Below are 23526 nucleotides of genomic sequence, written 5' to 3'. Positions count from 1 at the left end.
CATGACCGACTTGTGGCAGCACATCGTTGCCGATTTCTCCAACCTCGGCTCGCCCGCCGCGCTGGCCGCCTTCGGGCAGGTCGTGCTGATCGACGTGATGCTGGCGGCAGACAATGCGATCGTCGTCGGCGCGCTGGCGGCCGGACTTCCCGCCGCGATGCGCCGCAAGGTCATCCTGATCGGCGTGCTGGCCGCGCTGGTCCTGCGCATCGGCTTCGCGCTCGTGGTGACGCAGCTCATGCAGGTTGTCGGCCTCGTCTTCGCGGGCGGGTTGCTGCTGGTGTGGGTGGCATGGAAGATGTGGCGCGAACTGCGCGAGGATGTCGGCGGCGAGGATGATCCCGTCGCCAAGGCCGCGCCGCGCAGCTTTGCCGCCGCCGCCTGGGCGGTGGCCGTAGCCGACATCAGCATGAGCCTCGACAACGTGCTGGCCGTGGCCGGCGCCGCGCGCGACCATCCCGGCATTCTGGCGATCGGCCTGATCCTCTCGGTCGCGCTGATGGGTCTTGCCGCGAACCTGCTGGCCCGCGTGATCGAACGCTATCGCTGGATCGCCTATGTCGGCCTGCTCGTGATCCTCTATGTCGCGGGCAAGATGATCTGGGAGGGCCTCGTAGACCCCTCGCGCGGTCTGCTCGTGCTGTTCTGACACGGCACGCCGGGCGCCTGCCATCGGCGCCCGGCGTTTCGCTTCGATCCGGGGCATTTTCAACTCCGGGTTGAAAGATATTACCCAAATCAAGGGATTATCCCGATGGGGGAGCGGCGGCATAGCCACGGCCAAGATCGGCCGGGGCCATTCCCGCCGCGCCCATCCATTGGAGCTCCCATGAAGACCGTCTCGTTCACCGCCCTTCTGCTGGCCGCTGCCGCGCCCGCGCTCGCCGTGGCGCCCTCTCTCGTCACGGCGCAGGCATCGGCTGCGCCCGAAGCCGTCCAGGCCGGAACCTACAAGGTCGAAAGCAACCACACCCTTGCCCAGTTCGCGGTGAACCACTTCGGTTTCAACGATTTCTTCGGCACGATCCCCGGCGCCACCGGTTCGCTCTCGCTCGATCCCAAGGCGCTCGCGGCCACCACGCTCGACGTGTCTCTGCCGGTCGCCCGCATCGCGACCACCAATGACACGCTCGACGAGGAACTGCGCAGCGCCGACTGGTTCGACGCGGCGACGTATCCGACGATCCGGTTCGTGTCCCGCAAGGTCGAGCAGACCGGCCCGCGCACCGCGCGCATTTCCGGCACTGTCACCCTGCATGGCGTCACGAAGCCCATGGTCCTCGACGCGACGTTCGGCGGCGCCGGCGTGAACCCGATGAACAAGGCCTACACGATCGGCTTCAGCGCGACCGGCACGCTCAAGCGCTCGGAATTCGGCGTCTCGAAGTATGTGCCCGCTGTCAGCGACGACGTGCAGGTCCGCATCACCGCCGCTTTCGAAAAGACCAGTTGAGTTCGCGCTCCCGCGCGCAAGCTGACGGGCGGAGCTGACCGAACAGCTTCGCCGATCGGGGAGGCGGCCGGACAGCAAGGTTGCGTGAAGCGGCCTTGCCTGCCAAAGGCCTCGGCCGTCCCCCGATCAAGGAATCAGCACCATGTCCGATGGCATGACCGCCGCGCGTACTGTCGGCATCGACTTCGGCACGACCAATTCGGTCATGGCCCTTTCCGATGGAGAAGGCGGTGCCGGACTGGTCGATTTCGCCGCGCCCGACGGCACCGGCTCGGTGTTCCGCTCGGCGCTGTGCTTCTGGCAGGACGACGATGTGCGGGGCGGCCTGGCGCATGAGGCGGGGCCATGGGCCATCGCCGAATTCCTGGATTTTCCGCAAGGCAGCAGGTTCCTGCAATCGTTCAAGTCGGTTGCCGCCAATCCCGGCTTCGACAGCGCCAACCTGTTCGAGAAGCGCCTGCGCTTCGAGGAACTGGGCCGCGTGTTCCTGGAACATCTCATCGCGCATGGCGGCGAGGCGGCAAGGAACCTGCCCGGCCGGGTCATCGTCGGCCGTCCGGTGCGCTATGTCGGCGCACGGCCCGACGCGGCGCTGGCGCGGACACGCTATGACGCGATGTTCTCGATGCTCGGCAGCGAGATCCACTATGTCTACGAACCGCTGGGCGCGGCCTACAGCTTTGCCTCGCGCCTGTCCGATCCGGCCACGCTGCTGGTGGCGGACTTCGGCGGCGGCACCAGCGACTTCTCGATCGTGCGGGTGGAGGCGCCGGGAACGGCCAAGCGCTGCACGCCGCTCGGGTCGGCGGGTGTCGGCATCGCCGGGGACAGGTTCGACTACCGCATCATGGACCGTCTCGTGCTGCCGATGCTGGGCAAGGGCGGCACCTATCGCTCGTTCGACAAGGTGCTGCAGATTCCGGACGGACACTTCGTCGATTTCGGCGACTGGTCCCGCCTTGCGCTGATGCGCAACCGGCGCACGCTGGAGGAACTGGCGCGGCTCAAGCGCAGCGCCACCGATGGCGCGGCCATCGGGCGCATGATCGCGGTGGTGGAGAACGAACTGGGCTATCCGCTCTACGATGCGGTGGGCAAGCTGAAGCGCAGCCTGTCGGGCGACGATCGCGCGCACTTCCATTTCGAAAGCCCGGAACTCTCGATCGAGGCCGACGTGACCCGTGCGGAGTTCGAGGAGTGGATCGCCCCAGACCTCCAGCGCATCGCCGAGACCGTCGATCTTGCGCTCCAGCGGGCGGGCATGGCGGCCGACCAGATCGACCACGTGTTCCTGACGGGCGGCTCCTCGCTGATCCCGGCGGTGCGCCGCATGTTCGAGGCCCGCTTCGGCGAAAGCCGCATCGACAGCGGCGAGGAACTCACCTCGATCGCGCACGGGCTCGCGCTGATCGGGAGTGAACCCGATCTGCGCGAGTGGACCGTTCAGGACGATACTGCCGACTGATCAGAAGGCCGTTCTCACGCCGAACACGAAGTTCCGCCCGCGCAGCGGCGAGGCGTCCTTCACGAAGGAGGCGTGGTTGAGCGCGAACGAATTCGTCAGGTTGGTGCCGCGCGCGAAGAGTTCGGCCCAGCGGTCGGTGCCGAGGTCGAGCTTGTAGGACAGCGTCAGGTTGAGCATGTCGTAGCCCGGTGTCGCGGTTTCGAAGTCGGCGATGCGGTCCTGCTTGAAGGTGCGGTAATATTCCGCCTCCGCCGTGAACGGGCCGGTTGCCGCATCGACGCGCGTGCCGAGGCGGCCGGGCGGGATACGGGGAAGGTTCCCCAGATCGTCCTTCAGCTTGGCGCGGACGTAATCGCCGAAGAGCGAGACGCCCAGTTCCGGCATGATCTGGTGGCGCAACTCGCCGTCCACGCCGGTGAAGGTCGCATCCGCCGCCACGTAGTGGATCAGGCGAAACTCCTCGTACTGGTCCAGCGTCTGGCCATAGATGTAGTTGTCCACGCGCTGGTGATAGGCCCCGAGTGTGAAGGTGGTGGCGCCGCTGGTCTTGCGGAACGTCAGGTTGATCGACTTGCCGGTTTCCAGACGGTTTTCGGTCGATGCCATGCCGTTGAAGGTACGGCCCGTCACCATGCCGATCTCGTAAGTGTTCGAGGCGAAGTGCGGGCCGAAGGCGTAGAGCTCCTGCACGTTGGGCGCGCGCTGCGACCGGGCGAGCGAGAGCGCCAGCGAGTAGCCATCCGCCACCTTCCACAGCGCCGAGGCCGAGACCGAGAAGGGATCGTGCGCGCTGGAGGGCATGAACGCGGCCAGCGAGGTTTGCGGGCGGATGCGCTGCCATTCCTGGCGCACGGCGGCCTCGATGCGGACCGGGCCGAAGTCGCGGCTTTCGTGCAGGAACAGGGCGGTATTGCTGATGTCGAACGGCGTGTAACGGGTCACGTCGTCCTCGACCACGGCGTGGATGCCGCTGAAAGTGCTGTCGGAGTGCTGGACGCCGAAGACTCCGCGGAAGCCCGCCACGGCCTTGTGCGTCAGTTCGAAGCGGACGTCGAAGGCCTTGTTGAGATAAGCGGTGGCGATCTCGTCGTGCTCGATCTCGTCATGGCGGTAGTTGGTGTGCGCCATGCGGAAGCGGACCCGTTCGAAGCCGGGCAGGGGGTCGCGATATTCGCCGCGAATGTCGAACCGCTCGCTGCGCATCTTCACGAAGATGCTTTCCTCCTCGTGCTCATGGTCGTGGTCATCCTCGCCATGATCGTGGTCGTCGTCGTGATCGTCGTGAGACCCGCAGTGAAGGCTGGCGCCGTGCGTGTGGCAGTCCTCGTATTCGTGGCTGTGGCCGGGGAGCCCGTACTTGCCGGTCACGCGGGTATAGGCGACGCCGAGATAACCGTCCGGGCCGACCCACGATCCACCGGCGGTGAAGGTGGAGCTTTCGTTCCACGATCCGGCAACGCGGCGCTCGCCGAAGGCGCCGGGCACGCGGTAGTCGTCCGCCTCGCGGTGCGCGCCCTCAAGCCGCAGCGCCAGAGCGCCCGAACCTACGGTGACGCCGCCCACGACCGAGCGCTCGTCATCCCCGGTGCCGAGCCGGGCCTCGCCCGCGCCGGAAATGCCGCTAGCCGGGATGGCGGTGGGGATCTTGGTGTCGAGCAGGTTCACCGCGCCGCCGATCGCGCCGCCGCCGTAAAGCAGGGCGGCCGGGCCGCGCAGGACTTCGATGCCGCGCAGTAGCAGCGGCTCGCCGGTGATGGCATGGTCTGCCGAAATGCCCGAGGCATCCTGCACATTGGCGCTGTCTGACAGGACCTGCACGCGCGGCGAGGTCTGGCCACGGATCACCGGCCGGCTGGCACCGCCGCCGAAGTTGTCGAAATGGATGCCGGGCTGGCCGGCGAGGGTCTCTCCCAGGGTGCCCTGCCGGCGATGAGCGAGTTCGTCACCGACCAGCGTGATGACCGGCGTGGCGGTTTCGTCCGCGGTCTCTTCCAGCGGCGCGGAGGTGACGAGAATTTCGCGCGATTCCGGCGCGGGAGCCTCGGCGAAAGCGGCGGCCGGGATCAGCGCGATGAGGGATACGGCGGATCGGTGCAGGATACGGACGGACAAGGAAACAACCCCCTGGGATCGGAAAGGAGGCTTCCTCTAATGTGATGTGATAACATTACTCAACAGGGCGATTGTCCTGTTATCAATATGTTACAATCGGGAAATATCCGCTGCCTGCTCAGCCGGCCTTGCCGGGGGCGTCGTCATCCTTCGCGGTGGCCAGTTCGGTGCCGTCTGCCGCGCTGGACCCGTAGATGAAGCCGTAAGTCGGATTTTCGCGCGAACCCAGCGAATGGCTCGGCCCGTACCAGACGCGCACGTTGCTCCAGTCGCCCGCTTCGGACACGTCTTCGGCAAGGGCGCTGCGTTCGATCAGGCCGGGGCCGGACCAGTTGGCGTGGTCGAGCATGACGTGGCGGGCATCCACCACTTCGCGGATCGTCGCGACATGGCCGTAAGGCATGGCCGAGGTGGACTTGAAGACGAGGACCGATCCCGCTTTGGGCAGATGACCGCGCTTGTAGGTGCCTTCGGCCTGGCCCCACCATGTCGCCGCGTTGCCGTGAATGCCGATCCCCGACTGCGCGCGGGCATAGGGCACGCATTGCAGATGCTGCGCGAACGCCGGCGCGGCGAACATCTGGGCAGCGAGGGAAAGGATGGCGGCGGCGACCACGGGAACCATTTTCATGGAGAGACGTTATATCGTCTCAGAACTTTCGAGGTAGCCCCGTCCCGGCGAGATGATCGCACGGGACACACCGTTCGTCGCGCCTGCGGGAACCGGACGGTGAAGGCGGCCTAGCGCGCTTCCATCGAGTCGATAACCAGCACCAGACGGGATTCTCCCGATTCTGCGATGGGCGGTGAGCGATGCAGGATGGATGGTTCCGGTTGAAGCAGACGGCCTTTGAACATTGCCACCGTCCCGGCCGATAGTTCGCGGATCATCTCGGGCTGCCAGTCCGAACCGGGGGCCTGCGTCCACTGCGTGCCGCGCCCGAGATAAGTCGTGATCGTGCGGACCGTTACGAAATCGGCGTGGAACCGCCGGCAGGCGTCGGTCTCGATCACTTCCAGCCGCAACCGGATCCGCTCCGCAGCCAGTACCTCGGCATGGCAGCGTGCGAGCATGGCGATGTCGCGGCGCAGCACCCGACAGTGCGGATAGCCGGCATCATCCAGGGCCTGCGCAATGCCCGCGGCAAGATCGGGGATGGTGCATTCGAAGGTCAGGTCGTCAAGCTCGGCAAGTTTCAGGGCTGCCAGTTCCTGTTCCAGCGCCGCATCGAGATGCCGTTCCCACAGCGTAACGTCGGTACCCGGCCGGGCTATCCGCGCGAGTGCCCCGTGCGGACGGATTTCAGGAGGACAGAGATCATTTTCCACGGGAGAGGCCTTTTCATTTGCGAAGGAGGCCCCATCTAGCACAAGCAATGTAATGTTGTAACATACCTTAATTGAGCAGGAGCCGGGTTGATGAGCGAGCAGTGTGGAGTCCGGCAGGTCCGGAGACAGAGGCTGCTTGCCGATTTCGTGGAATCCACCGCGATCTCGGCCTCGGCGCTCTGCATGGTCCACTGCCTTGCGCTGCCGCTGCTGCTCTTCCTCCTGCCCGGCCTGCTCGGCTCATTCTTCCAGTCGGAGGCGTTTCATGTGGTCGTGCTCGGCCTGGTCGCACCTGCGGCGCTGGCGGCGTTCCTGATGGGCTATCGGCGGCACGGCGCGATCGGGCCGGGCATTGTCGGCGGGGCTGGCATCGTCTGCCTCGTTCTTGCGGTATGGCCCGCCGGCCTGCCGCTGGGCGAGACGGGCCTGACCGTGGCCGGCAGCGCGATGCTGGTGCTCGGCCACGGCTGGAACTGGCAGAAGCGGCTGCCTTGCAACGAGTGCGAGTCAGCCGGCCCTTCGCGCTAGAAGCGCTTCTTCTCCGTGACGTCGATCTGGACGACGCGGCCGTCATGGATGGTCAGCGAGACATTGCCGTAGCGCAGGTTCTTCAGAGCATCGCGCACGCTGGCGATGCTCTCTTCAAGCTGCTTGTCCGAGGGGGAGCCGGGCGCGGGGCTGGTCATGCGAGGTTTCCTTCAGCCGAATAGGTTCGCGAACGGCGCGCCTCGATCAGGACGGTGCTCCCGATTTCCGGCGGAGTGGTGTTCGCCGCGACATCGATTTCGATCATGGTGTCGCCGCCGCCGAGGCGGCCTTCCACGCGCCATGCACTGCCCTTGCGGAAGACGTTGTCGACATGAACCGCCTCGCCGCCGGTGGGCACGATCGCGAGGTCGTGCGGGCGGACATGCCGGCCGTCCGGGAAACGGTTGGTCTCGCCCACGAAGTGCGAGACGAAGGCGGTCGCGGGCTCCATGTAGACTTGTTCGGGCGTGCCGATCTGGTCGATCCGGCCATGGTCCATCACCACCACGCGATCGGCAAGTTCAAGCGCTTCTTCCTGGTCGTGCGTCACGAAGATCGAGGTCAGGCCCATCTGCTTGTGCAGGTCGCGCAGCCAGCGGCGCAGGTCCTTGCGGACCTTGGCGTCGAGCGCGCCGAACGGCTCGTCGAGCAGCAGCAGGCTGGGCTCGATGGCCAGTGCGCGGGCGAGCGCCACGCGCTGGCGCTGTCCGCCCGAAAGCTGGCCGGGATAGCGCCCGCCGAGGTCTTCGAGCTGGACCACGCGCAGCAGTTCCTGCGCCCGTGCCTTGATTTCGGCCTTGGATGGGCGCCGCTTCGCCTTGCGCACGCTGAGGCCGAAAGCGATGTTGTCGGCCACGGTCATGTGGCGGAACAGGGCGTATTGCTGGAAGACGAAGCCGACGTTGCGCTTGCCCACCGGGATTTCGGACACGTCCTCACCGTTGAAGTAGACGTGGCCCTCGTCCTGGAATTCGAGGCCGGCGATGATGCGCAGCAGCGTCGTCTTGCCCGAGCCGGAGGGGCCGAGCAGGGCGATGAATTCGCCGGGCTGGATTTCGAGGTCGATGCCGTGAAGCGCGGGATAATTGCCGAAGCGCTTGGTGATGTTCTGGACGCGGATCAATGCCTTGCTCCCGAGTGAAGGTCGAAGCGCCATTCGAGCACGGTCTTGAGGACCAGCGTGACGAGCGCGAGCGCAGCCAGCAGCGAGGCCACGGCGAAGGCTCCGACGAAGTCGTATTCGTTGTAGAGTATCTCGACATGCAGCGGCATGGTGTTGGTCTCGCCCCGGATGTGCCCCGAGACGACCGAGACGGCGCCGAATTCGCCCATGGCGCGCGCGTTGCACAGCAGTACGCCGTAGAGCAGGCCCCAGCGGATGTTCGGCAGGGTGACGTGCCAGAAGGTCTGCCAGCCATTGGCGCCCAGCGAAAGCGCGGCTTCCTCGTCATCCTTGCCCTGTTCCATCATCAGCGGGATCAGTTCGCGGGCGACGAAGGGGAAAGTGATGAAGACGGTGGCTAGGATGATGCCGGGCACCGCGAAGATGATCTTCAGGCCGTGGGCGGAAAGCCATGGTCCCAGCAGGCCCTGCGCTCCGAACAAAAGCACGAAGATCAGGCCCGAAACCACCGGGGAGACGGAAAACGGCAGGTCGATCAGGGTGAGCAGCAGATTCTTGCCGGGGAAGCTGAACTTGGTGATGGCCCAGCTTGCGGCGAGGCCGAAGACCATGTTGAGCGGCACGCTGATCGCGGCGATGATCAGCGTGAGCTTGATCGCGGACAGCGCGTCGGGGTTGGACACGGCGTCCAGGAAGGGCGCGATCCCCTGCTTCAGGGCTTCGCTGAAAACCGCGACCAGCGGCAGCATCAGGAAGAACGCCAGAAAGGCGAGCGCGATGAGGATCAGCAGTACTTGCGCGGTCCTGCTTTCGGTTCCGGGGGTGATCCGGCGCGTTTTCCGGGTCATGCGCCAAGCCTCCTGCGGCGGATGGACTGGAGGGCGTTGAGCGTAAACAGCACCGCGAAGGACACCAGCATCATGACCATCGCGATGGCGGTGGCGCCGTCGTAATTGTATTGTTCGAGCTGGGTGACGATCAGCAGCGGCGCGATCTCCGTGCGGCCGGGCATGTTGCCCGAGATGAAGATCACCGAGCCGTATTCGCCCACGCCGCGTGCGAAGGACAGCGCGAAGCCGGTGAACAGCGCGGGCAGGATCGCCGGGAAGATGACCCGTGCGAACGTCTGCGCACGGTTGGCGCCAAGCGTTGCGGCGGCTTCCTCCACGTCCTTGCCGAGATCGGCAAGGACCGGTTCGACCGAGCGCACCACGAAGGGCAGGCCGATGAAGACCAGCGCCACGGTGATGCCGATCGGCGTGAAGGCAACCTTGATTCCAAGGGGATCGAGATATTGCCCGACCCAGCCGCTCGGCGCGTAAAGCGCGGTGAGGGCGATGCCGGCAACGGCGGTGGGAAGCGCGAAGGGCAGGTCAACCAGCGCGGAAATCACGCGCTTTCCGGGAAATTCGTAGCGCACGAGAACCCAGGCGACGAGCAGGCCGAACACCGCGTTGACCAGCGCGGCGGCGATGGCGGTGCCGAAGCTCAGGCGATAGGCGGTGAGGGCGCGTTCGGAAAAGCCCACGTCCACAAAAGCCTGCCAGCCCATGCCGGCAGACTTGAGGAACAGGGTGGACAGCGGGATCAGCACGATCAGGGACAGCCAGGCCAGGCTGAACCCGAAGGTCAGCCCGAAGCCCGGCAGAACGGAGGGCGCACGCCATCGGGGCTTGCGCGTCGTCATGGATGGCATCTGCAGTGGCCTGCTCGATTCTGGCGCCGGAAAGCGCGGTTTACTTCTTGGAGTAGATGCGGTCGAACACGCCGCCGTCAGCGAAGAAGGTCTTCTGCGCCTTGCCCCAGCCGCCGAAATCCTCGTCGATGGTGGTGAGGTTCAGCTTGGGGAACTGGTTGGCGAACTGTTCGGCGATCTTGGGATCGCTGGGCCTGTAGAAATTGCGCGCGATCGCGACTTGCGCCTCCGGTGTGTAGAGATATTCGAGATAGGCCTTGGAAACTTCCTCGGTGCCATGCTTCTTCGCGTTCGCCGCGATCACGGCGACCGGCGGTTCCGCGAGGATCGAGATGGAAGGCACCACGATCTCGAACTTTCCGGCGCCCAGCTTCTTCTCGGCCAGCAGGGCTTCGTTCTCCCAGGCGAGCAGCACGTCGCCGATGCCGCGTTCGACGAAAGTGGTCGTCGCGCCGCGCGCGCCGCTGTCGAGCACGGGAACCTGCGCGAAGAGGCGCTTCACGTAAGTTTCGGCGGCAGCGTCCGATCCGCCGGCCTTGCGGCCATAGGCCCAGGCAGCGAGGAAGTTCCAGCGGGCGCCGCCGCTGGTCTTCGGGTTGGGGGTGATGACCTGCACGCCGGGCTTCACCAGGTCGTTCCAGTCATGAATGCCCTTGGGATTGCCCTTGCGCACGAGGAAGACGATGGTCGAGGTGTAAGGCGAACTGTTGTCCGGGAGTGCCTTTTGCCAGTCGGCCGGGAGCAGCTTGGCCTTCTCGGCGATCACGTCGATATCGTAGGCCAGCGCCAGCGTGGCGACATCGGCTTCGAGGCCGTCGATGATCGCGCGGCTCTGCTTGCCCGATCCGCCATGGCTCATGCGGAAGGTCACGTCCTGTCCGGTCTTCTTCTTCCAGTAAGCCGCGAAGGCCGGGTTCACGGCCTGGTAGAGTTCGCGGGTCGGATCGTAGGAGACATTGGTGATCTCGACCGAATTGCCCGATTTCCCGCCCGAGCAGCCGGCAAGGGAGGCGGCCAGCACCGTCACCGCGGCGACGGTAACAAACAGGCGGCGATTGAGGGTTCCGGCATTCATCTATGGTGTCTCCCGTCAGGTGGCCTACGCCTAAACTCAATCGAATTGGTTGACATTAAATATGTAGTTGCAGGGTGGCAAGCATACCTTTTGGCCAAGCCTGCCTGCTCCACCGGACATACCGGCCAAGCGGCCCATTCGCGCCGGACCCCGCGCTTGATGCGGCGTGCCAGGAATTTCAATGACATATGATTCATCGCCGGCACAGGGTCCACTCCCTCAAAGGGAGCAGCAACCTATTGTCACGCAAACAGGCGGCCGACTCAAGCGGCTCTGCGATCCGGGGCACTGCGCCGGGCCGGCGGCGCACGGAACCGGACGGGAAAGCGGTACCGTGCGCGCGTGAGGGGCAGCCTAGGCGGCTGTTACCGGCGCGTTGGAAAGGGCGGCAAGGATCGGGGCGCTGTCGGTACGGTCCAGCCAGTCGGGGCTGGCTTCGAAGAACAGGACTCTGGCGTCCTGTCCCAGGACCAGTACGGCGGGCTGGTCGATCTCGTAGCTCAGCGTTCCCAGAGTGGCGCCGATCCAGCTCTCGCCCGGGGCGACTTCGGGCTGCTCCTCGGGGAAGAAGGTCACGCCAAGCCTGCGGCCGAGTGCGTAGCCGGGGTCGCTGGCGACGGTGAAGCCCAGGCCGTGGCGTTCGATCACCGCCCGGTCCACGGGAATCTGGGCGCTGACCGCGACAAGCGGAATGCCCCGCGCGCGAAGTTCGGGCCAGAGCGTCTCGTTGTAATAGGGCAGGGCGATGTTGCAGGCCGGGCACCCGCCGAAGCGGAAGAACACCAGCACGGCGGGACCATTGGCCAGCAGCGAGTCGCGGGTCAGTTCGTGCCCGTCCTGATCTATCAGGGTGAAAGGTGTGATTTCGTCGCCCGTCCTGGGCAGTTTCGCGGGATCGTGGCGCTCCGAAAGCAGGCTGCGCTGCAAGGCGTTGCGGGCCAGTTGCTCGGCGCTCCACGTCCGGTCCCGTTCCGCCTGAAGCTCGGCGAATCGCTCCTTGAGGCTCTTGCTCATCCTGTTTCCTCCTGATGGGTGTCCATCGGGAAGCTAGGGCGCGGGGCGGGGCAGGAATAACGAGAAGCGCCCCGCCGTTATTGAAAGTTTCCAATAAGCGCCCGTGGCTTCAGAGTGCCGCCACGACCTCGCGCGCCAGTTTGGCGAGCTGGCTGGTCGGCCCGTCAAGCCCGGGCGCGGTCTGGAGGATGCACGAGACGTTGGGCAGTTCGGGCAGGTCCGAATCCTCCAGCGGAGCCTCGCGCAGGAACAGGTGCGTTCGGCAGGTCACGCCCAATCCGGCATCGACGGCAGCGCGCAGCGCGGTGAGATTGGGTGTCTCGACCGAGATCCGGTAAGGCCGCCCGGCATCTTCCAGCGCCCGGATCGCCGCTTCGCGAAAGCGGCACGGCGGTTCGAGCACGGCGAGCTGCACGGTTTCCTGCAACGCCAGTTCGGGCTTTCCGTACCAGGCCATCGGCGCGCTGGCGATCGCGCTGGGATCGTTGTTGGCCGCGAAGCCGAGCACGATGTCCAGCTGCCGGCGTTCGAGCTGGCCGAGCAGTTCGGCAGTGCCCGCGACGCGCGAATAAAGCTGTGCTTCGGGGTGGAGCTCCGCGAAACGGGCCAGCAGGCCGGACAGCAGCATTTCGGCGAAGTCCTGCACCATGCCGATGCGTGCCGGCCCGGTAAAGTGCCCGGCAGTGACGGCGGCTACGGCCTCGTCATGGAGATTCAGCACCTTGCGCGCGTAATCCAGCATCAGGTCGCCGGACTGGGTGAGCGTCAGCCTGCGGCCCTCGCGGTGGAAGAGGGGCTGCTGGAGCAGTTCCTCCAGGCGCTTGATCTGGAGGCTCAGGGCGGACTGGCTCACGAAGACCCGCTCGGAGGCATGAAGCATGGAGCCGGTATCAACGATCGCCACGAAACTGCGCAGGAGGTTGGTGGGAAGATTGACGGGCATGTTCGAATCACTCTCGAATGGGTGGGCTGCTGCGGCGGGGTAACCTGCTTCATATTCTCAACCAAATTAGTAGAGTTTGTGACGCTGATTGCAAACCTTGTCTGCTCCATCAGTGCGGCCGGCGGGGCGTTCGCCCCGAATCCGGCACGGCCCGGCGATGCAAACTCCAGCTTTTCCCGGCGTTATGAGCGGTGCTGATAGGCCGGCACACAAAACTCAATTGAATTGGTTGAGAATGCCGTGTCTCTTCCCGGCCTGCTCCATGGAAGAGAAAGACAATGGCCATTTCCGGCAGGATTCCATTTTCGCTGAAACGCTCGCTGTCAGGCGCACGCTGGCTTTCGCCGGTGCTGTTCCTGCTGGCCTGGGAGGCGGGATCGCGTTCCGGCCTCATTCCCGAGCGCACGCTGGCGGCGCCCTCGAAAGTGCTCTCCACCTTGCTTGGCATGGCGGTTTCGGGTGAACTTGCGGCAAATCTCTGGGTCTCGTTCCTGCGCATCGCCATCGGCCTTGCCATCGGCGTGACCATCGGCGTGGTGCTGGCGCTGGTCGCCGGGCTTTCGCGGCAGGGCGAAGTGGCGGTCGATCCGCTCATGCAGATCAAGCGCACGATCCCGACGCTGGCGCTGACTCCGCTGTTCATCGTGTGGTTCGGCATCGGCGAAACGCCGAAAATCGCGCTGATCGCCTTCGCCTCGATCTTTCCTGTCTACCTCAACCTCTACAGCGGCATTCGCGGGGTAGACCTGCGCCTGCTGGAAGGCGCGCGCAGCTTCGGGCTCAGCCGCCCCGAACTGGTCTGGCATGTCATCCTGCCCGGAGCCTTGCCTTCGCTGCTGGTGGGGCTGCGCTATTCGCTGTCGGTCGCGATCCTCGTGCTGGTCGTGGCGGAGCAGATCAACGCCTCGGCCGGGCTCGGCTATCTCATCAACAATGCCCGCGACTTCATGAGGACCGACATCATCGTCGTGTGCCTGATGATCTATGCGGTGCTGGGCCTCGCCGCCGATGCGCTGGTGCGGGCGGTGGAGAGCCGGGCACTCGTCTGGCGCCCGAGCATCGTTTCGCAATGACCCCCGCCTACCGATCCCCCACGCAACTTGCACCGGAGAACCGTGCCATGGATGCTCGACCGAACGGCTATTCCCGCGTCGCGCCGCCGCAATTCCCCGCCCCGCCGGTTGGTCCTGCGCCGGTTGTCCGCCTGCGCGATTTCACGCGCCGCTTCGGCGACAACACGATCATCTCCGGCCTCGACCTCGACATCGCGCCGGGCGAGTTCGTGACGCTGCTGGGCCGGTCGGGTTCGGGAAAGACCACGCTGCTGCGCACGCTTGCCGGGCTCGACCCGACGCCGGGCCAGGACGTGATCGTCCCGGATTCCCGCGCCGTCGTGTTCCAGGATGCCCGTCTGCTGCCGTGGAAGAAGGTCTGGCGCAATGTCGCGCTGGGGCTCCGGCAGGGCGACGTGCGGCAGCAAGCAGAGGACGCGCTGCGCGAAGTCGGTCTCGGGCACCGGCTGGACGCATGGCCGCTGACGCTATCCGGCGGCGAGGCGCAGCGGGTGGCGCTGGCCCGCGCGCTGGTGCGCGAACCGAGCCTGCTGTTGCTGGACGAACCCTTCGCCGCGCTCGACGCCCTGACGCGCCTGCGGATGCACGAACTCGTGCTCTCGCTCTGGACCCGGCACCGGCCGGCGGTGATGATGGTCACCCATGACGTGGACGAGGCGATCGCGCTGGCCGATCGCATCGTCCTGCTGGATCGGGGGCGCATCGCCGCGCAGGAGCGCATCGAGGCGCCGCGCGGCGAACGCGGGCAGGTCGCGCGGGGGCTGCGCAGCCGCCTGCTGAGCGCGCTGGGCGGACAGGTATCGGAAGGTCCTTTACCCGCCGAGATCATCGCGCTCCACGCCGGAGGCCTCGCATGAACGCGCCGGTTTCCCTCGTCGTTCCGGGGCAGGATATCAGGCCGCTACGCCGTTTCGTGACCGGGCTTGCCGCGATCATCGACAGCGGGGCCGGGCAGGCGGCGATCCTGGAACATGGCGGCGCCCTGTTGGGCCGTCTCGTCTCGCAAGGCGGCTGGCTGCCCGAGGAATTCGCGCGGCCGCATCCCGAGCGTTACCAGCAATACCTGCTCCATTGCGACAGTGCGGAGCGCTTCAGCGTGGTCTCCTTCGTATGGGGGCCGGGACAGGCGACGCCGATCCACGACCACCGCGTCTGGGGGCTCGTGGGCGTGCTGCGCGGCGCGGAGAACGTGCAGAACTTCCGCCGCCGGCCGGACGGCTCGCTCGTCCAGCAGGGTGAGACCGGCCAGCTTCGCGAAGGCGAGGTGGAGGCGATCGATCCGCAGGTGGGCGATATCCACCGCGTCGCCAATGCCTTCGCGGACCGCATTTCGATCTCGATCCATGTTTACGGCGCCAACATTGGCGCAGTCGAACGCGCGACCTACCGCGACAGCGGCGAGGAGCGCCCCTTCATCTCGGGCTATGCGAACGAGGTCCTGCCCAACCTCTGGAATGGAGTGATCCGGGCATGAGCGTGTACCCCGCCGAAGTTCGAAGTGCCCTGCTGGCCCGCCGTGAAATCGCGCTGATAGACGTGCGGCAGGAAGCGCTTTTCGCGCTCGGCCATCCGCTGTTCGCGGCGCAGATCCCGCTTCAGCGCATCGCACTGGAAGCGCCCTGGCGCATCCCGCGCAAGGATACGCAGATCGTGGTCTACGATGACGGCGAGGGGCTGGCCGAACCGGCGCTGCACCAGTTCCGCGCGCTTGGCTTTACGCATGTCGATGTGCTGGAAGGCGGCCTCGCGGGGTGGCGGGCCGCAGGGTACGAGCTGTTCGAGGACGTGAACAGCTACTCCAAGGCTTTCGGCGAACTGGTCGAGCATCGCCGCCACACGCCCTCGCTGCCGGCGCCCGATGTGCTGGCGCTGATCGAGGAAAAGGCGGATATCGCCATTCTCGACGCCCGCCGTTTCGACGAATATGCCACGATGAGCATCCCCGGCGGGCGTAGCGTTCCGGGAGCCGAACTCGTGCTGCGCGCGCCCGTCGCCGCGCCCGATCCCGATACGACGATCATCGTAAACTGCGCCGGCCGCACCCGCAGCATCATCGGCACCCAGTCGCTCATCAACGCGGGGCTGCCGAACAGGATTTTCGCGCTGCGCAACGGCACGATCGGCTGGACGCTCGCCGGGCAGAAGCTGGAGACAGGGCGTCAGGAAAGCGTCGACAAGGGCGCCGATGGCGAAATCGACGTGGCCCGCGAGCGCGCCCGCGATGTCGCCTATCGCGCCGGAGTGCGCCGGATCGACAGCGCGGATCTCAGGGCCTTGCTCGCCGAGAACGACCGCACGCTCTACCGCTTCGACGTGCGTCAGCCCGCCGATTTCGCGGCCGGGCACCCGGCGGGCTTCCGCAATGCGCCGGGCGGCCAGCTCGTGCAGGAAACCGATCATTTCGCACCGGTGCGCGGTGCCCGCATCGTATTGGCCGACGACCTCGGCTCCCGCGCGGACATGACCGCCTCCTGGCTCGCCCAGCTCGGGTGGGACGTGTCGGTCCTGGCGGATGCCTTCGACGGGCCGCTGGAGACGGGCGAGGACGGCGCTCCCGCGCCGCGCGGACCGCATGGCCGGTACAAGCGTCCTTACGAGGGCACCGACAATCGCGAGGCCGCCATGCAGGCCTACCTCGACTGGGAATATGGCCTCGTCGCCCAGTTGGAGCGCGACGGCACGCACGGCTTCTTCGTCATCTGATCCAGCGCCCTTCAGGGAGAATTGCATCATGACCGTCAAGTTCATCGGCTATATCGGCTTCAACGACACCTCCGAAATCCACGCCGGATCGCGTTCTCGCGTGCTTGACCGCGACTATGTGGATGCCGCTGCCCGCGCGCAGGAAGCGGGCGGGTTCGACCGGGTGCTGATCCCGTTCGGCTCCAGTTCGCCGGAAAGCCAGATCGTTGCCGCCCATGCCGCCGCGATCACCACGCGCCTCGGTTTCCTCGTCGCGCACCGCCCCGGTTTCACGCAGCCGACGCTGGCGGCGCGCCAGCTTGCGACGCTGGACCAGCTTTCGGGCGGCCGCGTCGCCGTGCACATCATCACCGGCGGCGCCGATGACGAGATGGCGCGCGACGGCGACGTTCACACCCTCAAGGCCGAACGCTACTTGCGCAGCGACGAGTATCTCGGCGTGCTCAAGCGCGAATGGGCGGAAACCGCGCCCTTCGATCATTCCGGGCGTTTCTACGAAGTGCGCGGCGGCTTCAGCGCCGTGAAGCCGGACAACCTGCCGGTGTTCTTCGGCGGCTCCTCGCCCGAGGCGATCGAGGTGGCGGGCCGCCATGCCGATGTCTACGCGCTCTGGGGCGAGACGCTGGAGCAAGTGGGTGAGGCTGTTCGCACCGTCCGCCACGCGGCCGCCCGGCATGGCCGCAGTCCCGGTTTCTCGCTCTCGCTGCGGCCGGTCATTGCCGATACCGAGGAAGCGGCGTGGAAGAAGGCTGACGAGATCACCGAAAAGGTCCGCGCCAACCGCGAGGCGGCAGGTCTTCCCACCAGCGGCCATCGTCCGCCCAATGCCGGATCGCTGCGCCTGCTGGAAACGGCGCAGACCCAGCGCCGCGATACCCGCCTGTGGACCGGCGTGGCCGCGCTTACCGGGGCGGCGGGCAACAGCACCGGCCTTGTCGGCACGCCCGAACAGGTCGCCGATGCGCTGCTCGAATATTACGACATCGGCATCGATCACTTCCTGATCCGGGGATTCGAACCGCTGGCCGACGCCATCGATTATGGCCGCGACCTGATCCCGCTGGTCCGCGCCAAAGTCGCCGCCCGCGAAGGCACGGACAAAGTGGCGCTGGCAAGCTGAAGCGGCGGCCCGCGCATTGGAAAAACTCACGTTCCTATCAGCCATCCGCGTTGGTTCACGGCCCCCGCACCCCATAGCCTGAACCCACGCAGAAGGAGGAATGACATGAGCAAACGCCAACTAAAACTCGGTTTCATCCTGCACGGCGTCGGCCCCGGCTGGGACGACTGGCGCCACCCGGACGCCCAGGTCGATGCCAGCACCAGCCTTTCGTTCTACACCCGGCAGGCGCAGGTCGCCGAGCGCGGCAAGTTCGATTACCTGTTCGTGGCCGACAGCGTTTCGATCAATGCGCGCTCCTCGCCGCACTATCTCAACCGCTTCGAGCCGCTGACGATCCTCTCCGCCGTCGCCGCCGTGACCGAGCATATCGGCCTCGTCGGCACGGCGACGGTCAGCTATACCGAAGCCTACAACCTTGCCCGCCAGTTCGCCTCGCTCGATCATATCAGCGGCGGCCGGGCCGGGTGGAACGTCGTTACCTCGTGGCTGGAAGGCAGCGCCGCCAACTTTGGCCGGGACAAGCACCTCGACCATGACGTGCGCTACCGGCTGGCCGAGGAATACCTCGATGTCGTGAAAGGGCTCTGGGATAGCTGGGAGGACGGCGCCCTTGTCCGCGACAAGGCCAGCGGGCAGTTCCTCGATCCCGGCAAGCTGCACGAACTGGGCCACAAGGGCGAATTCCTGTCGGTCAAGGGCCCGCTCAACATCTCGCGTTCGCCGCAGGGGCAGCCGGTGATCTTCCAGGCGGGGTCCTCGGAAGACGGCCGCAACTTCGCCGCGCGCCATGCCGAGGCGATCTTCACCCATCAGGAAGACCTTGCCGAGGGGCAGGCCTTCTATGCCGACGTCAAGGCGCGGGCGCGCGGTTTCGGGCGCGATCCCGACCAGCTTCTGGTGCTTCCCGGCGGGCGCCCGATCGTGGGTTCGACCGAGGAGGAAGCCGAGCGTCTTCACCGCGAACTGGCCGATCTCGTCAGTCTGGAGAACGCATTGCGGGCGCTTGGCCGTTCGTTCAACGATCACAATTTCAGCCTCTACGATCCCGATGGCCCGTTCCCGCAGCACGTCGCCGAAGAGGGGCGCCGCAGCAACCAGAGCGCGTCCGAGAAGGTACTGAAAGAGGCAGAGCGCGGGTTGACCCTTGGCGAGATCGCCCTGCGCGTGGCCACGCCGCGCAGCCACTTCACAGGTACGCCCGAACAGGTCGCCGACCGCTTCCAGCTCTGGCTGGAGCAGCGCGGATCGGATGGTTTCAACCTGTTCGAATCCCTGCCCGGGCAGCTTGAGGTCTTTGTCGACCATGTCGTGCCGATCCTTCAGGCGCGCGGGATCTACAAGCAGGACTACCCCGGCAACACCCTTCGCGAAACGCTGGGGGTGGACGTTCCCGTCAATCGCAACACCGCCGCGCGGCTGCGCCGTACGGCGGCCTGACAGACAGCACGGAAAGGAGAAAACCCATGGCCAGTACCGCTTCCACTTTCGACGTTTCGAACGCCGGCCTTGTGATCCGCCCGGTCCAGCCGACCATCGGGGCCGAAGTCGAGGGCGTGGACCTTTCGAAGCCCCTCACCAACGAGCAGCGCGGCGCGATCCGCGCCGCGCTGCTCAAGTGGAAGGTGCTGTTCTTTCGCGACCAGTCGATCGACGACGCCCAGCAGGCGGCCTTCGCCGCGAACTTCGGGCCGCTCTATACCCATCCCACCACGCGCCACGATGCGGCCAACAAGGAAGTCCACGCCATCGCTGCGCGGGAGGACCGGGAATATGAAAGGAAGCTCGGCTACAAGCTGCGTCCGGGCGAGGCCTATCACACCGACACGAGCTGGCGGCTCGTTCCCACCTGGGGTGCGGTGCTGCGCGATGTGAACCTGCCCGAAGTGGGCGGGGACACGATCTGGGTCGATGCCCATCTCGCCTATGAAACGCTGCCGGCGGAGATCAAGGCGCGCCTCGAAGGCAGGCATGTCACGCACAACTTCGTGCCCGCGCTGGAGCTTTCGGGGCACGATTACCCCATCGTCGCACACAGGATCGTGCGGACCCACCGCGAGACCGGGCAGAAGATCCTCTGGGTCAACTTCTCGCAGCAGCCGCAGATCCTCGGGCTGGAACTGTCCGAAAGCCGCGAACTGCTGGACGAGGTGCTGCTCCAGTACAAGCGGCCCGACCTCCAGGCGCGTTTCTCGTGGCGGCCGGGGACGGTGGCGTTCTGGGACAACCGCGCCACGGTACACTTCGCGGTGCGCAACTACGGCGATTTCCCACGCGAACTGCACCGCATCCTCATCGCTGACGAACCGCTCTGGACGGACCTCTGATCGATGCTGGACAGACGCAACCTGCTTGCAGGACTTGCCACGACCTTCGCCCTGGCCGCTTGCGGCCGGGGCGCGGGCGCAAATGCCGGGGTGCTGCGCGTCGGTAGCCAGAAGGGCGGCACCAAGTCGCTGATGCTGGCTTCCGGTGCGCTCGACGGCGCGTCCTACAAGGTCGAGTGGTCGGAATTTCCGGCGGCGCAGAACCTGCTCGAAGCGCTGGGCAGCAGCGCCGTCGATCTCGGGCTGGTGGGAGATGCGCCGTTCCAGTTCGCCTATCAGGCGGGCAGCCCGATCAAGGCCGTTGGCGCCCAGCGCACGCAGGCCCGGCTGGACGGCGCGCTTTCCATCCTCGTGCCCGCGGGATCGCCGGTGCGCGACGGCAAGGACCTGCAGGGCAAGCGTATTGCCACCACGCGCGGCAGCGTGGGCCACTATCTCGTGCTCCGTTCGATGATCGCTTCCGGGCTCCGGCCCGAGGACGTGAAGATCGTGTTCCTTTCGCCCAGCGATTCCCGCGCGGCGCTGCAGAGCGGCGCGGTGGACGCCTGGTCCACCTGGATGCCCTATATCGCCGCGGCGCAGGCCGAGGGGGACAGGATCGTCGTGGATGGCCGGGATTTCGTGCAGGGTTATGGCTTCGAAGTGGCGCCGGAAAGCGCCATCGCCGCAAAGCGCGAACAATTGTCCGATTTCCTCCGGCGGGAAGCCAGGGCGCTCGAGTGGGCCAGCGGCCATGTCGATGACTATGGCGCCGTGCTGGCAAAGGAAACCGGACTGCCGCCCGAGATTGCCCGCGCCACGGCAGAGAAGAATATCCGCCTGCGCGTGCCGATTGATAATAAGGTCATATCCGATCAGCAGGTCGTCCTCGATACATTTCGCAGGTTTGGCGAAGTACGGTCGTCGCGTCCGCTCGGCGGCGCATTCCTGTTGAATGCCTGAATCAAGAAAAACTTGGGTTCAGATAAGGCAATTCAATTTCAACTAATTTAGTTGAGATGGCACGAAGCTCTCGTGTTTCTGACTTCGGGGGCTGATGTGAACAAGTTCTTTGTATCGAGTTTTCTTGCCGGTGTTTCTTTCCTCGCCATTTCTCCCGCGCGGGCCGAAGAGGCGGCGGATGCCGCCGCCGAAGTCGCCGCTGCGGAGGCGGACGGTTCCGCCATCGTCGTCACCGGTGCGCGCGGGCGCATCCAGCGCTCGGTGGCGGACAGCCCGGTGCCGATCGACGTCATCGGTCCGCAGGAACTGAAGAACACCGGCCGCACCGGCCTCAAGGAAATCCTCGGCAATATCATCCCCTCGCTGAGCATGCCCGCGCTGGGCGGCGGCGGCACCTCGGCCAGCGTCCGGCCGATCTCGATCCGCGGCCTTTCGGGTGACTACGTGCTGGTCCTCGTCAACGGCAAGCGCCGCCACACGACCTCGCTCATCAACAACCTCTCGCGCATTTCCGGCGGCTCCACCCCGGTGGATATCGACCTGATCCCGACCAGCGGCGTCGGCCGGATCGAGGTCCTGCGCGATGGGGCGGCGGCGCAGTACGGATCGGACGCGATCTCGGGCGTCATCAACATCATCCTCGACAATACGGCGCGCGGCGGCGAACTGTCGGTGACGGGCGGCCAGCTCTACGAAAAGGGCGGCGCGCTGGCGCAAGTTTCAGGGTCTTACGGCGTGGGCCTCGGCGACGGCGGCTTCGCACGGTTCGCGGTGGAGGCGAAGTATCACGACCGCGCCGATTCCTCGGCGGAGCCGGTGCCCTATGTCTATCCCCTGGTGGACGGCCAGCCCGACCCGCGCGAGGCAGATGCAAACCACCTGATCGCCGGCGGTTACGGCCGCTCCAACCGCGACAAGATCGTCAACACCAGCTACAACGCCGAACTGCCGCTGGGTGACGACACCACGCTCTATTCGTTCTCCACGCTCAGCTACCGGAACATCAAGGACGCGCGCGGTGCGTACTTCGCTTCCGCGACAGGCTACGGCGGGCTGGCCAACAGCTCCGGCGCCTCGGTACTGCCGCAGCTCTATCCGGCGGGCTTCCAGGCCTATCGCCGCATCTGGGAATGGGATTTCCAGGCCGCGCTCGGCCTTCGCAGCGAATTCGCGGGCTGGTCGCTCGATGTTTCCAGCAGCTTCGGGCGGGACAACGTCAAGCTCGGCGCGGAAAACACGCTCAACCCCTCGCTCGGCCCGGACAGCAAGAGCAGCTTCTTCATGGGGCGCCAGAAGCAGGACCTCTGGGTCAACAACCTCGATATCAGCCGCGATCTGGATCTTGGGCTGGCAAGGCCGGTCAGCCTGTCGCTGGGGGTGGAGCATCGCTGGGAGCGGTTCCGCAACATTGCCGGCGAACCGGATTCCTACCGTGACGGCGGCTATGTGATCCCGCTGGACGATACCCCGTTCGGCCAGCTCTATGGTGGCCGTTCGCCTTCGCCGGGCCTGGTGTCCTTCACCGGCACCTCGCCCGCCGACGCATCGAGCATCAGCCGCAACAACGTGGCCGCCTATGTCGACGTTTCCGCCGATCTCACGCCGGGCTGGTTCCTCGGCCTCGCGGGGCGGTTCGAGCATTATTCCGACAGCGCGGGCAACACCTTCAGCGCCAAGGCCTCGACCCGCGTGGAACTGGCGAAGGGGCTGGCCCTGCGCGGCGGCGTCAATACCGGCTTCCGCGCACCCTCGCTGGCGCAGACCGCGTTCTCGACCACGCAGAACACCGTCACCGTGATAGGCGACGAGCGCGTCTCCACGGTCTCCAAGTTCCTGCCGGTCAACAGCGCGGCGGCCATCGCGCTGGGCGCGAAGCCGCTGAAGCCGGAGAAGTCTCTCAACTTCACGGCGGGCGTCACTTATGAAACCGGTCCGTTCCGGCTGACCGTGGATGCCTACCAGATCCGCATCGACGACCGCATCGTGAAGACCGAATTCCTGGGGACCGCATCGAACGGCGGGGCGGCGATCAAGGATATCCTCGTCGCCAACGGGATCGACGACGTGGACAGCGCCCAGTTCTTCACCAACGCCATCGACACCCGCACGCGCGGCGTGGACGTGGTGGGAGAATATACGCTGGATACCGCGTCAGTGGGCACCTTCCGCCTCAATGCGGCCTATAGCTACAACCGTACGAAGATCCTTCACGTCATCGACAATCCCGATGAACTCAGCACCCTCAACGTCACCCTGTTCGGCCGTCAGGCCCAGCGCGACCTCGTGGCGGCGCTGCCGCGCAGCAAGGTGGTGCTGTCCAGCAACTGGTCGCTCGACAAGCTGCGCGCGCTGGTGCGGGTGACGCGCTATGGCCAATATACCGAATCCAGCAATGTCGCCGCTTCCGACCGCACGTTCGGCGCGAAATGGGTGACCGATGCCGAGATCGGCTACCAGCTTACGGACAACTTCGACATCGCCGTGGGCGCCAACAACCTCTTCGACCTCTACCCCGACAGGAACGGCGCGGTCGCGGCCGATGGTTCGGGGCTCTACGGCAATTTCGCGCCGTTCGGCCTCAGCGGCGGCTTCTATTATGCACGGCTGGGCGTGAAGTTCTGAA

The 23526-nt window shown here is 65.9% G+C and carries 23 protein-coding genes; 13 read left to right on the top strand and 10 right to left on the bottom strand.

The genetic code is table 11. The annotated features are described in order from the left end of the window. Position 1: 1 nt before the first annotated feature. The 3 genes from U9J33_RS21335 (at position 2) to U9J33_RS21325 (ending at position 2918) form a co-directional block, all read left to right on the top strand. Complete coding sequence (locus tag U9J33_RS21335; RefSeq protein WP_324699116.1) at positions 2–649, top strand: YjbE family putative metal transport protein; 648 nt, start codon at positions 2–4, stop codon at positions 647–649. Between the two features lie 180 nt (positions 650–829). Beyond that, positions 830–1453 carry a YceI family protein gene (locus tag U9J33_RS21330; protein ID WP_054436731.1) on the top strand — a complete coding sequence of 208 codons (624 nt, stop codon included), beginning with the start codon at positions 830–832 and terminating at the stop codon, positions 1451–1453. A gap of 142 nt (positions 1454–1595) precedes the next feature. Continuing rightward, on the top strand, positions 1596–2918 hold the full coding sequence (locus U9J33_RS21325) for an Hsp70 family protein (RefSeq protein WP_054436729.1): 1323 nt from the start codon (positions 1596–1598) through the stop codon (positions 2916–2918). Here the strand turns inward: U9J33_RS21325 and U9J33_RS21320 are convergent, their stop codons facing one another. From U9J33_RS21320 to U9J33_RS21310, 3 genes are all read right to left on the bottom strand, one after another. Further along, positions 2919–5030 carry a TonB-dependent receptor domain-containing protein gene (locus U9J33_RS21320; RefSeq protein WP_324699115.1) on the bottom strand — a complete coding sequence of 704 codons (2112 nt, stop codon included), beginning with the start codon at positions 5028–5030 and terminating at the stop codon, positions 2919–2921. It abuts the gene before it with no gap. A gap of 118 nt (positions 5031–5148) precedes the next feature. Then, on the bottom strand, positions 5149–5661 hold the full coding sequence (locus tag U9J33_RS21315) for a CHAP domain-containing protein (protein WP_054436727.1): 513 nt from the start codon (positions 5659–5661) through the stop codon (positions 5149–5151). A 110-nt stretch (positions 5662–5771) separates the two neighbouring features. After that, positions 5772–6359 carry a DUF1826 domain-containing protein gene (locus U9J33_RS21310; protein ID WP_324699114.1) on the bottom strand — a complete coding sequence of 196 codons (588 nt, stop codon included), beginning with the start codon at positions 6357–6359 and terminating at the stop codon, positions 5772–5774. A gap of 90 nt (positions 6360–6449) precedes the next feature. On the opposite strand from U9J33_RS21310, the gene U9J33_RS21305 reads away from it, so the two are divergent. After that, complete coding sequence (locus tag U9J33_RS21305; RefSeq protein WP_185999159.1) at positions 6450–6887, top strand: MerC domain-containing protein; 438 nt, start codon at positions 6450–6452, stop codon at positions 6885–6887. Here U9J33_RS21305 and U9J33_RS21300 read toward each other — a convergent pair. From U9J33_RS21300 to U9J33_RS21270, 7 genes are all read right to left on the bottom strand, one after another. Continuing rightward, positions 6884–7045, bottom strand: coding sequence for a YezD family protein (locus U9J33_RS21300; RefSeq protein WP_082370284.1), 162 nt, complete (start codon positions 7043–7045; stop codon positions 6884–6886). The genes U9J33_RS21305 and U9J33_RS21300 overlap by 4 nt on opposite strands. Beyond that, positions 7042–8010: a sulfate/molybdate ABC transporter ATP-binding protein gene (locus U9J33_RS21295; RefSeq protein WP_054436723.1), complete on the bottom strand. Its 969-nt coding sequence runs from the start codon at positions 8008–8010 to the stop codon at positions 7042–7044. Before U9J33_RS21295 ends, U9J33_RS21300 begins: the two co-directional genes overlap by 4 nt. After that, positions 8007–8858, bottom strand: a complete 852-nt coding sequence (gene cysW, locus U9J33_RS21290) for a sulfate ABC transporter permease subunit CysW (RefSeq protein ID WP_185999158.1) — start codon at positions 8856–8858, stop codon at positions 8007–8009. Before cysW ends, U9J33_RS21295 begins: the two co-directional genes overlap by 4 nt. After that, on the bottom strand, positions 8855–9706 hold the full coding sequence (gene cysT, locus U9J33_RS21285; protein WP_197282986.1) for a sulfate ABC transporter permease subunit CysT: 852 nt from the start codon (positions 9704–9706) through the stop codon (positions 8855–8857). The genes cysW and cysT overlap by 4 nt, the downstream gene beginning before the upstream one ends. Before the next feature lie 40 nt (positions 9707–9746). Next, positions 9747–10781: a sulfate ABC transporter substrate-binding protein gene (locus tag U9J33_RS21280; RefSeq protein ID WP_324699113.1), complete on the bottom strand. Its 1035-nt coding sequence runs from the start codon at positions 10779–10781 to the stop codon at positions 9747–9749. Between the two features lie 354 nt (positions 10782–11135). Beyond that, positions 11136–11795 (bottom strand): peroxiredoxin-like family protein, encoded by a 660-nt coding sequence (locus U9J33_RS21275; RefSeq protein WP_324699112.1) that lies wholly within the window; start codon positions 11793–11795, stop codon positions 11136–11138. Between the two features lie 109 nt (positions 11796–11904). Further along, a complete protein-coding gene (locus tag U9J33_RS21270) occupies positions 11905–12738 on the bottom strand; it encodes a LysR substrate-binding domain-containing protein (protein ID WP_054436770.1) in 834 nt (277 codons plus the stop codon). A 278-nt stretch (positions 12739–13016) separates the two neighbouring features. On the opposite strand from U9J33_RS21270, the gene U9J33_RS21265 reads away from it, so the two are divergent. The 9 genes from U9J33_RS21265 (at position 13017) to U9J33_RS21225 (ending at position 23525) form a co-directional block, all read left to right on the top strand. Next, complete coding sequence (locus tag U9J33_RS21265) at positions 13017–13811, top strand: ABC transporter permease (RefSeq protein WP_054436716.1); 795 nt, start codon at positions 13017–13019, stop codon at positions 13809–13811. A 47-nt stretch (positions 13812–13858) separates the two neighbouring features. After that, positions 13859–14668, top strand: coding sequence for an ABC transporter ATP-binding protein (locus U9J33_RS21260; RefSeq protein ID WP_324699111.1), 810 nt, complete (start codon positions 13859–13861; stop codon positions 14666–14668). Then, positions 14665–15285 carry a cysteine dioxygenase gene (locus U9J33_RS21255; protein WP_324699110.1) on the top strand — a complete coding sequence of 207 codons (621 nt, stop codon included), beginning with the start codon at positions 14665–14667 and terminating at the stop codon, positions 15283–15285. Before U9J33_RS21260 ends, U9J33_RS21255 begins: the two co-directional genes overlap by 4 nt. Then, a complete protein-coding gene (locus tag U9J33_RS21250) occupies positions 15282–16514 on the top strand; it encodes a rhodanese-like domain-containing protein (protein WP_324699109.1) in 1233 nt (410 codons plus the stop codon). Before U9J33_RS21255 ends, U9J33_RS21250 begins: the two co-directional genes overlap by 4 nt. A gap of 28 nt (positions 16515–16542) precedes the next feature. Further along, on the top strand, positions 16543–17634 hold the full coding sequence (locus U9J33_RS21245) for an LLM class flavin-dependent oxidoreductase (protein ID WP_324699108.1): 1092 nt from the start codon (positions 16543–16545) through the stop codon (positions 17632–17634). 105 nt (positions 17635–17739) lie between these two features. Further along, a complete protein-coding gene (locus U9J33_RS21240; protein ID WP_324699107.1) occupies positions 17740–19074 on the top strand; it encodes an LLM class flavin-dependent oxidoreductase in 1335 nt (444 codons plus the stop codon). 26 nt (positions 19075–19100) lie between these two features. Further along, positions 19101–19961 (top strand): TauD/TfdA dioxygenase family protein, encoded by an 861-nt coding sequence (locus U9J33_RS21235; RefSeq protein WP_185999150.1) that lies wholly within the window; start codon positions 19101–19103, stop codon positions 19959–19961. A gap of 3 nt (positions 19962–19964) precedes the next feature. Beyond that, positions 19965–20903, top strand: a complete 939-nt coding sequence (locus tag U9J33_RS21230) for an ABC transporter substrate-binding protein (protein ID WP_324699106.1) — start codon at positions 19965–19967, stop codon at positions 20901–20903. 72 nt (positions 20904–20975) lie between these two features. Continuing rightward, complete coding sequence (locus tag U9J33_RS21225; RefSeq protein WP_420719892.1) at positions 20976–23525, top strand: TonB-dependent receptor plug domain-containing protein; 2550 nt, start codon at positions 20976–20978, stop codon at positions 23523–23525. The last annotated feature ends 1 nt before the right edge of the window (position 23526 follow it).

Source organism: Novosphingobium sp. RL4 (assembly GCF_035658495.1).
Classification (GTDB): Bacteria; Pseudomonadota; Alphaproteobacteria; order Sphingomonadales; family Sphingomonadaceae; genus Novosphingobium.
The sequence above is the reverse complement of the archived record's forward strand: the minus strand, read 5'-3'. Positions and strand labels throughout refer to the sequence as shown.

What these genes read in the sequence shown, in the direction of transcription:
- U9J33_RS21335 (WP_324699116.1), top strand. Translation starts at nt 2, where the DNA reads ATGACCGACTTGTGGCAGCACATCGTTGCCGATTTCTCCAACCTCGGC.
- U9J33_RS21330 (WP_054436731.1), top strand. Translation starts at nt 830, where the DNA reads ATGAAGACCGTCTCGTTCACCGCCCTTCTGCTGGCCGCTGCCGCGCCC.
- U9J33_RS21325 (WP_054436729.1), top strand. Translation starts at nt 1,596, where the DNA reads ATGTCCGATGGCATGACCGCCGCGCGTACTGTCGGCATCGACTTCGGC.
- U9J33_RS21315 (WP_054436727.1), bottom strand. Translation starts at nt 5,661, where the DNA reads ATGAAAATGGTTCCCGTGGTCGCCGCCGCCATCCTTTCCCTCGCTGCC.
- U9J33_RS21305 (WP_185999159.1), top strand. Translation starts at nt 6,450, where the DNA reads ATGAGCGAGCAGTGTGGAGTCCGGCAGGTCCGGAGACAGAGGCTGCTT.
- U9J33_RS21300 (WP_082370284.1), bottom strand. Translation starts at nt 7,045, where the DNA reads ATGACCAGCCCCGCGCCCGGCTCCCCCTCGGACAAGCAGCTTGAAGAG.
- cysW (WP_185999158.1), bottom strand. Translation starts at nt 8,858, where the DNA reads ATGACCCGGAAAACGCGCCGGATCACCCCCGGAACCGAAAGCAGGACC.
- cysT (WP_197282986.1), bottom strand. Translation starts at nt 9,706, where the DNA reads ATGCCATCCATGACGACGCGCAAGCCCCGATGGCGTGCGCCCTCCGTT.
- U9J33_RS21280 (WP_324699113.1), bottom strand. Translation starts at nt 10,781, where the DNA reads ATGAATGCCGGAACCCTCAATCGCCGCCTGTTTGTTACCGTCGCCGCG.
- U9J33_RS21275 (WP_324699112.1), bottom strand. Translation starts at nt 11,795, where the DNA reads ATGAGCAAGAGCCTCAAGGAGCGATTCGCCGAGCTTCAGGCGGAACGG.
- U9J33_RS21270 (WP_054436770.1), bottom strand. Translation starts at nt 12,738, where the DNA reads ATGCCCGTCAATCTTCCCACCAACCTCCTGCGCAGTTTCGTGGCGATC.
- U9J33_RS21265 (WP_054436716.1), top strand. Translation starts at nt 13,017, where the DNA reads ATGGCCATTTCCGGCAGGATTCCATTTTCGCTGAAACGCTCGCTGTCA.
- U9J33_RS21260 (WP_324699111.1), top strand. Translation starts at nt 13,859, where the DNA reads ATGGATGCTCGACCGAACGGCTATTCCCGCGTCGCGCCGCCGCAATTC.
- U9J33_RS21255 (WP_324699110.1), top strand. Translation starts at nt 14,665, where the DNA reads ATGAACGCGCCGGTTTCCCTCGTCGTTCCGGGGCAGGATATCAGGCCG.
- U9J33_RS21250 (WP_324699109.1), top strand. Translation starts at nt 15,282, where the DNA reads ATGAGCGTGTACCCCGCCGAAGTTCGAAGTGCCCTGCTGGCCCGCCGT.
- U9J33_RS21245 (WP_324699108.1), top strand. Translation starts at nt 16,543, where the DNA reads ATGACCGTCAAGTTCATCGGCTATATCGGCTTCAACGACACCTCCGAA.
- U9J33_RS21240 (WP_324699107.1), top strand. Translation starts at nt 17,740, where the DNA reads ATGAGCAAACGCCAACTAAAACTCGGTTTCATCCTGCACGGCGTCGGC.
- U9J33_RS21235 (WP_185999150.1), top strand. Translation starts at nt 19,101, where the DNA reads ATGGCCAGTACCGCTTCCACTTTCGACGTTTCGAACGCCGGCCTTGTG.
- U9J33_RS21230 (WP_324699106.1), top strand. Translation starts at nt 19,965, where the DNA reads ATGCTGGACAGACGCAACCTGCTTGCAGGACTTGCCACGACCTTCGCC.